Source organism: Streptomyces sudanensis (assembly GCF_023614315.1).
Classification (GTDB): domain Bacteria; phylum Actinomycetota; class Actinomycetes; order Streptomycetales; family Streptomycetaceae; genus Streptomyces; species Streptomyces sudanensis.
On record NZ_CP095474.1, the window covers coordinates 1465617 to 1473672 of the forward strand.

General features: G+C 75.3%; 8 protein-coding genes and 1 pseudogene. 4 read left to right on the forward strand and 5 right to left on the reverse strand.

Features of this window, described 5'->3' with window-relative positions; all coding sequences use genetic code 11:
• Window positions 1-135: 135 nt before the first annotated feature.
• Window positions 136-822 carry a chaplin family protein gene (locus tag MW084_RS06725; protein ID WP_086024603.1) on the reverse strand — a complete coding sequence of 229 codons (687 nt, stop codon included), beginning with the start codon at window positions 820-822 and terminating at the stop codon, window positions 136-138.
• A gap of 281 nt (window positions 823-1103) precedes the next feature.
• Between MW084_RS06725 and MW084_RS06730 the strand changes: the two genes are divergently transcribed.
• Entirely contained in the window at window positions 1104-1373 is a 270-nt protein-coding gene (locus tag MW084_RS06730) for a DUF6343 family protein (RefSeq protein ID WP_010474132.1), read from the forward strand.
• Window positions 1374-1389: 16 nt separating this feature from the next.
• On the opposite strand, the gene MW084_RS06735 is transcribed toward MW084_RS06730, so the two are convergent.
• The 4 genes from MW084_RS06735 to rpsA form a co-directional block, all read right to left on the reverse strand.
• Complete coding sequence (locus MW084_RS06735; RefSeq protein ID WP_010474133.1) at window positions 1390-1758, reverse strand: tetratricopeptide repeat protein; 369 nt, start codon at window positions 1756-1758, stop codon at window positions 1390-1392.
• Window positions 1759-1808: 50 nt separating this feature from the next.
• Window positions 1809-2420, reverse strand: coding sequence for a dephospho-CoA kinase (coaE, locus tag MW084_RS06740; RefSeq protein WP_010474134.1), 612 nt, complete (start codon window positions 2418-2420; stop codon window positions 1809-1811).
• Window positions 2421-2485: 65 nt separating this feature from the next.
• Window positions 2486-3427, reverse strand: coding sequence for a PAC2 family protein (locus MW084_RS06745; protein WP_010474136.1), 942 nt, complete (start codon window positions 3425-3427; stop codon window positions 2486-2488).
• 354 nt (window positions 3428-3781) lie between these two features.
• A complete protein-coding gene (gene rpsA, locus MW084_RS06750) occupies window positions 3782-5281 on the reverse strand; it encodes a 30S ribosomal protein S1 (RefSeq protein WP_010474138.1) in 1500 nt (499 codons plus the stop codon).
• A gap of 402 nt (window positions 5282-5683) precedes the next feature.
• Between rpsA and MW084_RS06755 the strand changes: the two genes are divergently transcribed.
• From MW084_RS06755 to MW084_RS06765, 3 genes and pseudogenes are all read left to right on the forward strand, one after another.
• Complete coding sequence (locus MW084_RS06755) at window positions 5684-6556, forward strand: class I SAM-dependent methyltransferase (RefSeq protein WP_050986846.1); 873 nt, start codon at window positions 5684-5686, stop codon at window positions 6554-6556.
• Between the two features lie 4 nt (window positions 6557-6560).
• Window positions 6561-7263, forward strand: a 703-nt coding sequence (locus tag MW084_RS06760; protein WP_275563512.1) for a DEAD/DEAH box helicase, incomplete at its 3' end; no start/stop codon positions are given.
• 1 nt (window position 7264) lies between these two features.
• Window positions 7265-8056, forward strand: a pseudogene (locus tag MW084_RS06765) (helicase-related protein); the annotation flags it as partial.

An 8056-nucleotide genomic window follows, 5' to 3' on the forward strand; every position in this document is an offset into this window, starting at 1 on the left:
GGGTGCCGGGGCGGTGCCGCNCCCCCCGTGCGGCCCACCGGCGAACGGGGTGCCGCGCCGCTCCCGGCGCGCGTCCGGACGGGTGCCGCCGGGGGCGCGGCGGTGCCCCGGCGGTGGCGGCATACCCCCGAGGGGTCAGGCGCGCGCGGCCGCCGAGCGGGAGCGGCGGTAGAGCAGCGCCCCGGCGAGGACCAGGCCGGCCGCGGGCAGGCCCATGCCGGCGAGGTCGCCGGCGCCGGTGGCGGCGAGGGACGGGGCCTGGGCCGGGGCCTCCTCCACGGGCGCCGGCGCGGCCGGCTCGTCGCTCGTGGGCGGCGTGGCCGGCTTCGGCGGCGCGACGTCCTGCGCGGAGGGCTCGTCGGAGTCGTCGAAGGCCGGTTCCTCGACGGCGACGATGCTGACCGCGTCGCCGACGACCTTCACCGGGAGGTCCGCCGGCAGCGGGACGCCGCCGTCGGAGGTCGCGCCGGACGAGCCGATCACGGCGGCCAGCGCCGTCGCACCGCCCTGCCCGACGTGGCGCTCGGCCCCGCGGAGGGTGGTGGTGGCGGTTCCTTCCCCGTGCGAAGCGTGCTTCTCGTCCTCGCCCTCGCAGATGCCGCCGGCCGCGGGGCCGAGCAGGCCCTCGGCGTCCACGGTGCCGCCGCAGACACCGGCCGGGCCGTCCGCCGACGACAGCGCCTCGTCACCGGCGACCGTGCCGACCGAGTCGAACGCCGCGGCGAACGGGTCGGTGTCGGCCTGTGCCGAACCGGCGGCCAGCGCGAGCGCGCCGCTCGTGATCATCAGAGCGACCAGACCATTGCGGCGAATGTGCCTCATGGCTTCCTGCCTTCCGGAGATGTTCGCGGGCACTCGCCCGCACTCCGGTTAACGCGCCGATCCGGGGCGGGTTATGACGTATCCCGCAATCACCCCATCGGGGGCGTTTCAATCGTTCTCTCAGATCATCCTCATGTCGGTCATCCGGCCCGGCGGCACGCCCGCCCGCGGCGTGCCGCCGCCGACCTGCCGGCCGCCTCCTGCAGTGTGTCCCGGTATCGGGCCCCGGCGGCGGGTCGGGGAGCGGTCCGCGGGTACCCGCCGGTCGGGAGGCGACGATCATGCGCAGTGGAGACGAACCGGTCACCGCGCGCAGTCCGCTCCGGCTGCGGCTCGGACTGGGCGTGTGGGGCCTGCTGTGGGCCCTCGGCGGCACCGTCGCGTTCGCGCTGGCGGGACGGACGGGCTGGGCGGTCGCCTGCGGGGTGCTGCTGCTGGTGGTGGTGGGCGATGTCGCGGTGGTCCTGCGCCACCTGCGGCAGGGCGCCCACTACCAGCCCGGTCCGGACGTCCCCCCGTACGAGCCGCCCCGCCGGAGCGGCGGGCCGTAGGGGGCGGCGGGCCGGGTCAGTCGGCGGCGTCGAAGCGCGCCGCCTCCACGTACTCGGGCTTCGGGTCGAGCGCGGCGGCGAGCCGGAAGTGCCGCCTGGCGTGCTGCGGACGGCCCGCGCGCTGCAGGGTGCGGGCCAGCCCGAAGTGGGCGAAGGCGTTGTCCGGCTCCCGCTCCAGGACCAGCTCGAACTCGAGCTCGGCGGGACGCAGCTGGGCCGCCGCGAAGAAGGCGCGGGCGCGCAGGAGGCGTGCGGCGGTGTTCTCGGGGTGGGCCGCGATCACCGAGTCGAGCAGTTTGACGGCGCCGCGCGGGTCCCGGGCGGCGAGCAGTCGCTCGGCCGCGCGGTAGTCGATGACGTGGGTTTCCGGACTGCTGTCGGGCACGGTCGGATCCTTCCCCTCGCTGGGCCCCTTCAACGTCCCGGGCTCCCGCCCTATTCCGGCGCGGCGCGGGCCGCGCGGGCCGCCAGTTCCTCCCACACCGCCCGCACCCGGGGCTCCAGTGCCGTGAGGGGGCCGTCGTTGTCGATGACGTGGTCGGCGACGGCGCGCCGCTCCTCGGAGGTGGCCTGGGCGGCCATCCGGGCGCGGGCCTCGGACTCGGTCATCCCGCGGTGCCGTACGAGGCGCTCCAGGCGGGTCTCGACGGAGGCGTCGACGACCACGACCACGTCGTAGAGGGGGGTGAGCCCGTTCTCGACGAGCAGGGGCACGTCGTGGACGACGACGGCGCCGGGCGGGGCCGCGGCCTGGAGTTCGGCGGAGCGGGCGCGGACGAGGGGGTGGACGATGCCGTTGAGGACGGCGAGGCGCTCGGGGTCGCCGAAGACGAGGGAGCCCAGCCGGGGCCGGTCCAGGGTGCCCTCCGGCGTCAGGACGTCCGGGCCGAACGCCTCCACGACGGCGGCGAGTCCGGGGGTGCCGGGTTCGACCACCTCGCGGGCGATCCTGTCGGCGTCGACGAGGACGGCGCCGTACGAGACGAGGAGGCGGGAGACCTCGCTTTTGCCGGCGCCGATTCCGCCGGTGAGACCTACGGTCAGCATGGGTGGAAGCCTAGGGGCCAGGGCGCGGCGGACGGCGGCCGCCCCCGGTCTCCGCCCTCCGCCCGCTACGGCGTGTCGCCCTCGCGCTCGGCGAGGAAGCGCTCGAACTCCCGGCCGATCTCGTCGGCGGACGGCAGGTCCACGGGCTCCGCGACGAGGCTCCCCCGGGCCTCGGCGCCGGCCAGCGCGTCGTACTGGTGCTCCAGTCCCTTGACGAGGGCGGTCAGCTCCTCGTCGCCCTCGCCGATCTGCCGCTCGATCTCGGCCCGGGTGCGCTGGGCGGCGGTGCGCAGGTCGTGCGCCACGGTCGGCAGGACCAGGCCCGTCGCGGCCGTGACCGCCTCCACCGCGGTGAGCGCCGCCTCGGGGTAGGCGGAGCGGGCGACGTAGTGCGGGACGTGCGCGGCGAGGCCGAGCACGTCGTGCCCCGCCTCGATCAGCCGGTACTCGACGAGCGCGACGGCGCTGCCGGGGACCTGCGCCTCGTCGAACGGGCTGCGGTGCCCCGGTACGAGGTCGGTGCGGTTGCCGTGCGGGGTGAGGCCGACGGGGCGGGTGTGCGGGACCCCCATCGGGATGCCGTGGAAGTTGACGCACAGGCGCACGCCGAGGCGTTCCACGATCTGCCGGACGGCCGCGGCGAAGCGCTCCCACTCCACGTCGGGTTCGGGTCCGGACAGCAGCAGGAAGGGCGCGCCGGTGGCGTCCTGGACGATGCGGAGCTCGATGGCCGGGGTGTCGTAGCCGGTCCAGCGGTCGCGCCGGAAGGTGAGCAGCGGGCGGCGCGCCCGGTAGTCGACCAGGCGGTCGTGGTCGAAGCGGGCCACCACCTGGTGCGGGAGGTTCTCCAGCAGGCCGTCGACGATCTGCTCGCCGGTCTCTCCCGCGTCGATGTAGCCGTCGAAGTGATAGAGCATGACCAGGCCGGCCGACTCCTGGGCGAGCGCCGTGTCGGCGACCGCCAGGCCCTTCGGTTCCCATGCGTACAAATCCTGCGGATCAAGCACGATTACCGCTCCTCCTCGTGTTCCCACGGGAGAACGTCGCACGGGCCCCCGGGATTCCCGTGCGCGCCCATGTCGCGGGCGGTACGGGCCTTTTGGCGTGCCCTCCGGTGGTTCCCGGCACCCCGCGCTGCCTCCGGGCGGCCTCCGGGCGGCCTCTGGGCGCACTCCGGGCGGCCTGCGGCGGGGTCCCGTCCGGCGCGGCGGACCGGACGGAGTGACCGGCGGACGGGCGGCGGGCCGGGACCACGGGCGGGACCGACCCCGCGGACGGGCGGCGAACGCACCGAGGCCCGCCCCTCTCGGGACGGGCCTCGGTACTACCGGCTAGGAGCTAGCGGGTCGGTGGGGAGCCGTTCAGCTCTGGCCGCCGGCCAGCTTCTCGCGGAGGGCGGCGAGCGCCTCGTCCGACGCCAGGGCGCCGGAGTTGTCGTCCGACTCCGAGGAGTAGGAGCCACCGGTCGGCGCGCCGGCACCGGCGGGAGCGGCGGAGCCGCCCTCGGCGGCCGCGGCCTCGTCGGCCTCGCGGGACTTGATGACCTGGGCCTGGTGCTGCTCGAAGCGCTGCTGCGCCTCGGCGTACTGGGTCTCCCACGCCTCGCGCTGGGCCTCGTAGCCCGGCAGCCAGTCGTTGGTCTCCGGGTCGAAGCCCTCGGGGTAGATGTAGTTGCCCTGGTCGTCGTAGGACGCGGCCATGCCGTACAGGGTCGGGTCGAACTCGACCGAGGCCGGGTCGGCACCGAAGGACTCGTTGGCCTGCTTCAGCGAGAGGCTGATGCGGCGGCGCTCGAGGTCGATGTCGATGACCTTGACGAAGATCTCGTCGTTGACCTGGACGACCTGCTCCGGGATCTCCACGTGGCGCTCGGCCAGCTCGGAGATGTGGACCAGGCCCTCGATGCCCTCGTCCACGCGGACGAACGCACCGAACGGAACCAGCTTGGTGACCTTACCCGGGACGACCTGGCCGATCTGGTGGGTCCGGGCGAACTGCTGCCACGGGTCCTCCTGCGTCGCCTTCAGCGACAGGGAGACGCGCTCGCGGTCCATGTCGACGTCCAGGACCTCGACCGTGACCTCCTGGCCGACCTCGACGACCTCGGACGGGTGGTCGATGTGCTTCCAGGACAGCTCGGAGACGTGCACCAGGCCGTCGACGCCGCCCAGGTCCACGAAGGCACCGAAGTTGACGATCGAGGAGACGACGCCGGAGCGGACCTGACCCTTCTGGAGGGTCGTGAGGAACGTCTGGCGGACCTCGGACTGGGTCTGCTCCAGCCAGGCGCGGCGGGACAGGACCACGTTGTTGCGGTTCTTGTCCAGCTCGATGATCTTGGCCTCGAGCTCCTTGCCGACGTACGGCTGGAGGTCGCGGACACGACGCATCTCGACGAGGGAGGCCGGCAGGAAGCCGCGGAGGCCGATGTCGAGGATGAGACCACCCTTGACGACCTCGATGACGGTGCCGGTGACGATGCCGTCCTCTTCCTTGATCTTCTCGATGGTGCCCCAGGCGCGCTCGTACTGGGCGCGCTTCTTCGAGAGGATCAGGCGGCCTTCCTTGTCCTCCTTCTGGAGGACGAGGGCCTCGATCTCGTCGCCGACCTTGACGACCTCGTTCGGGTCGACGTCGTGCTTGATCGAGAGCTCGCGGCTCGGGATGACACCTTCGGTCTTGTAACCGATGTCGAGCAGGACCTCGTCCCGGTCGACCTTCACGATGACGCCGTCGACGATGTCGCCGTCGTTGAAGTACTTGATCGTCTCGTCGATCGCGGCGAGGAAGGCTTCCTCGTTACCGATGTCGTTGACCGCAACCTGCGGGGTGGTGGCGGTGGTCTCGGTGCTGCTCGTCATGTGGGAAAGGGCTCCGGTACGGACATTGAAGTCGTAGGTACTGCCACGCCGAGAGCCCGTATCGCAGCTGCAGAAGCCGGACAGCCAAGGAAGCGCCGGACCCGGTGACGGGTGGCGCCTCGACAACCGAGGGGACATACAACAGATGCGAGCGCGGCCTGCTCCGTCCGAGGCGCGCAAGCCCGCAGCGCAACCTTTAGCATACGGGCGCGGCGGGACAGGGTCAATGCGCGAAGGCGCCCACCCGGGGCGGAACCCCGCATACCCGGCACAACTAAGCTGGGCCGGAGCCGTTCCGGCCGCGGCGCGCCGGTGACACGCCGGGCGCACACCGTGCGCGGCACGGCCGCGGGCACCGGCACGAGGCGCCCGCACCCCGCGCAGACTACGACGGCGGACGAGATGATCCAAGAGTACGAACCGGAGGCGACCCGCCGTGAGGCGGGCGACGCGGAGAGCAGCCGGGCGAACCGCGGCTGGTGGGACCGGAACGCGGACGAGTACCAGGGCGAGCACGGCGGCTTCCTCGGGGACGACCGGTTCGTGTGGGGCCCCGAGGGGCTGGACGAGGCGGAGGCGGGGCTGCTGGGCCCGGCCGGGTCGCTGAGGGGCCTGGACGTGCTGGAGATCGGCGCGGGCGCGGCGCAGTGCTCGCGCTGGCTGGCGGCCCGGGGCGCCCGGCCGGTGGCGCTGGACCTCTCCCACCGGCAGCTCCAGCACGCGCTGCGCATCGGCGCGGACGGGCTGGGCCTGGTCCAGGCGGACGCGGGGGCGCTGCCGTTCCGGGACGGCTCCTTCGACCTGGCCTGCTCGGCGTACGGGGCGGTGCCGTTCGTCGCCGACCCGGTGCGGGTCTTCCGGGAGGTGCGGCGGGTGCTGCGGCCGGGCGGCCGGTGGGTGTTCTCCGTGACGCACCCGATCCGCTGGGCGTTCCCGGACGAGCCGGGGCCCGAGGGGCTGACGGTGACGTCCTCGTACTTCGACCGCACGCCGTACGTGGAGCAGGACGAGCGGGGCCGGGCGGTGTACGTGGAGCACCACCGGACGATCGGCGACCGGGTGCGGGACGTGGTCGCGGGCGGCTTCCGGCTGGTGGACCTGGTGGAGCCGGAATGGCCTGCGGGCAACGACCGGGAGTGGGGCGGCTGGTCCCCGCTGCGCGGCGGCCTGATCCCCGGTACGGCGGTCTTCGTGTGCGAGCGGGACGAGCGGGACCCGGGGGGCGCGGACGGCGGGGCGCGGCGCGCCGGGCGGTCCGGGCGCGAGGGCGCGTGACCGGGTGATCCGGGAGGAGGAGCGGGGGCGGCTTCCCGTACGGCACGCCCTGCCGGCGCTGGAGCGGGCACTGGAGGAGCACGGGGCGGCGGTGCTGTGCGCGCCGCCCGGGACGGGCAAGACGACGCTGGTGCCGCTGGCGCTGGCGGAGCGGGGCGCGCGGGTCGTGGTCGCCGAGCCGCGGCGGATCGCGGCGCGGGGCGCGGCCCGGCGGATGGCGTGGCTGCTCGGCGAGGAGGTCGGCGGCCGGGTCGGTTTCACGGTGCGCGGCGAGCGGGCCGTGTCGCGGGAGACGGTCGTCGAGGTGGTGACGACCGGGGTGCTGCTCCAGCGGCTCCAGCGGGACCAGGAGCTGGCCGGGGTGGACGTGGTGGTCCTCGACGAGTGCCACGAGCGGCACCTGGACGCGGACACGGCCGCGGCGTTCCTGCTGGACGTGCGGGAGGCGCTGCGGCCGGAGCTGCGGCTGGTGGCCGCGTCGGCGACGACGGACGCCGGGGGGTGGGCGCGGCTGCTGGGCGGCGCGCCCGTCGTGGAGGCGACCGGTACGGCGTATCCGGTGGAGGTGGTGTGGGCGCCGCCGGGCGGGCCGGTGCGCCCGGCCCGCGGGACGTCCGTGGACCCGGCGCTGACGGCGCACGTGGCGGGGGTGGTGCGGCGGGCGCTGGCCGAGCGCGAGGGCGACGTGCTGTGCTTCCTGCCGGGGGNGGGGGAGATCGCCCGGGTGGCGGGGCTGCTGTCGGACCTGTCCGGGGTGGAGGTGCTCCGGGTGCACGGCCGGGCGCCCGCCGCGGTGCAGGAGGCGGTGCTGTCCCCGGGGCGCGGGCGGCGGGTGGTGCTGGCGACGGCGGTGGCGGAGTCGTCGCTGACGGTGCCGGGCGTGCGGGTGGTGGTCGACTCGGGCCTGGCGCGGGAGCCCCGGGTGGACCACGCGCGGGGGCTGGGCTCGCTGGTGACGCTGCGGGCGTCCCGGGCGTCGGCGCGGCAGCGGGCGGGGCGTGCGGGGCGCGAGGCGCCGGGCGCGGTGTACCGGTGCTGGGCGGAGGCGGAGGACGGGCGGCTGCCGGCGTTCCCGGAGCCGGAGATCCGGGTGGCGGACCTGACGGGGTTCGCGTTGCAGGCGGCGGCGTGGGGCGACCCGGACGCGTCGGGCCTGGCGCTGCTGGACGCTCCCCCGGCGGGGGCGATGGCGGCGGCGCGCTCGGTGCTGGAGGCGGTCGGCGCGGTCGACGCGCGGGGCCGGGTGACCGGGCGGGGCGTCCGGATGGCGCGCTTCGGCCTGCACCCCCGGCTGGCGCGGGCGCTGCTGGACGGCGCTCCGCTGGTGGGGGCGCGCCGGGCGGCGGAGCTGGTGGCCCTGCTGGGCGAGGAGCCGCCGCGCGAGTACGGCGACGACGTGGCCGCCGCGTGGCGCGCGGCACGCCGGGGCGGTGACGCGTACGGGGCGCGGTGGCGCCGGGAGGCCGGGCGGCTGACCCGGCAGCTGGCGGGGGCACATCC

Coding starts and splice junctions, on each gene's coding strand:
- MW084_RS06725 (WP_086024603.1), bottom strand. CDS start 822: ATGAGGCACATTCGCCGCAATGGTCTGGTCGCTCTGATGATCACGAGC.
- coaE (WP_010474134.1), bottom strand. CDS start 2,420: ATGCTGACCGTAGGTCTCACCGGCGGAATCGGCGCCGGCAAAAGCGAG.
- MW084_RS06730 (WP_010474132.1), top strand. CDS start 1,104: ATGCGCAGTGGAGACGAACCGGTCACCGCGCGCAGTCCGCTCCGGCTG.
- MW084_RS06755 (WP_050986846.1), top strand. CDS start 5,684: ATGATCCAAGAGTACGAACCGGAGGCGACCCGCCGTGAGGCGGGCGAC.
- rpsA (WP_010474138.1), bottom strand. CDS start 5,281: ATGACGAGCAGCACCGAGACCACCGCCACCACCCCGCAGGTTGCGGTC.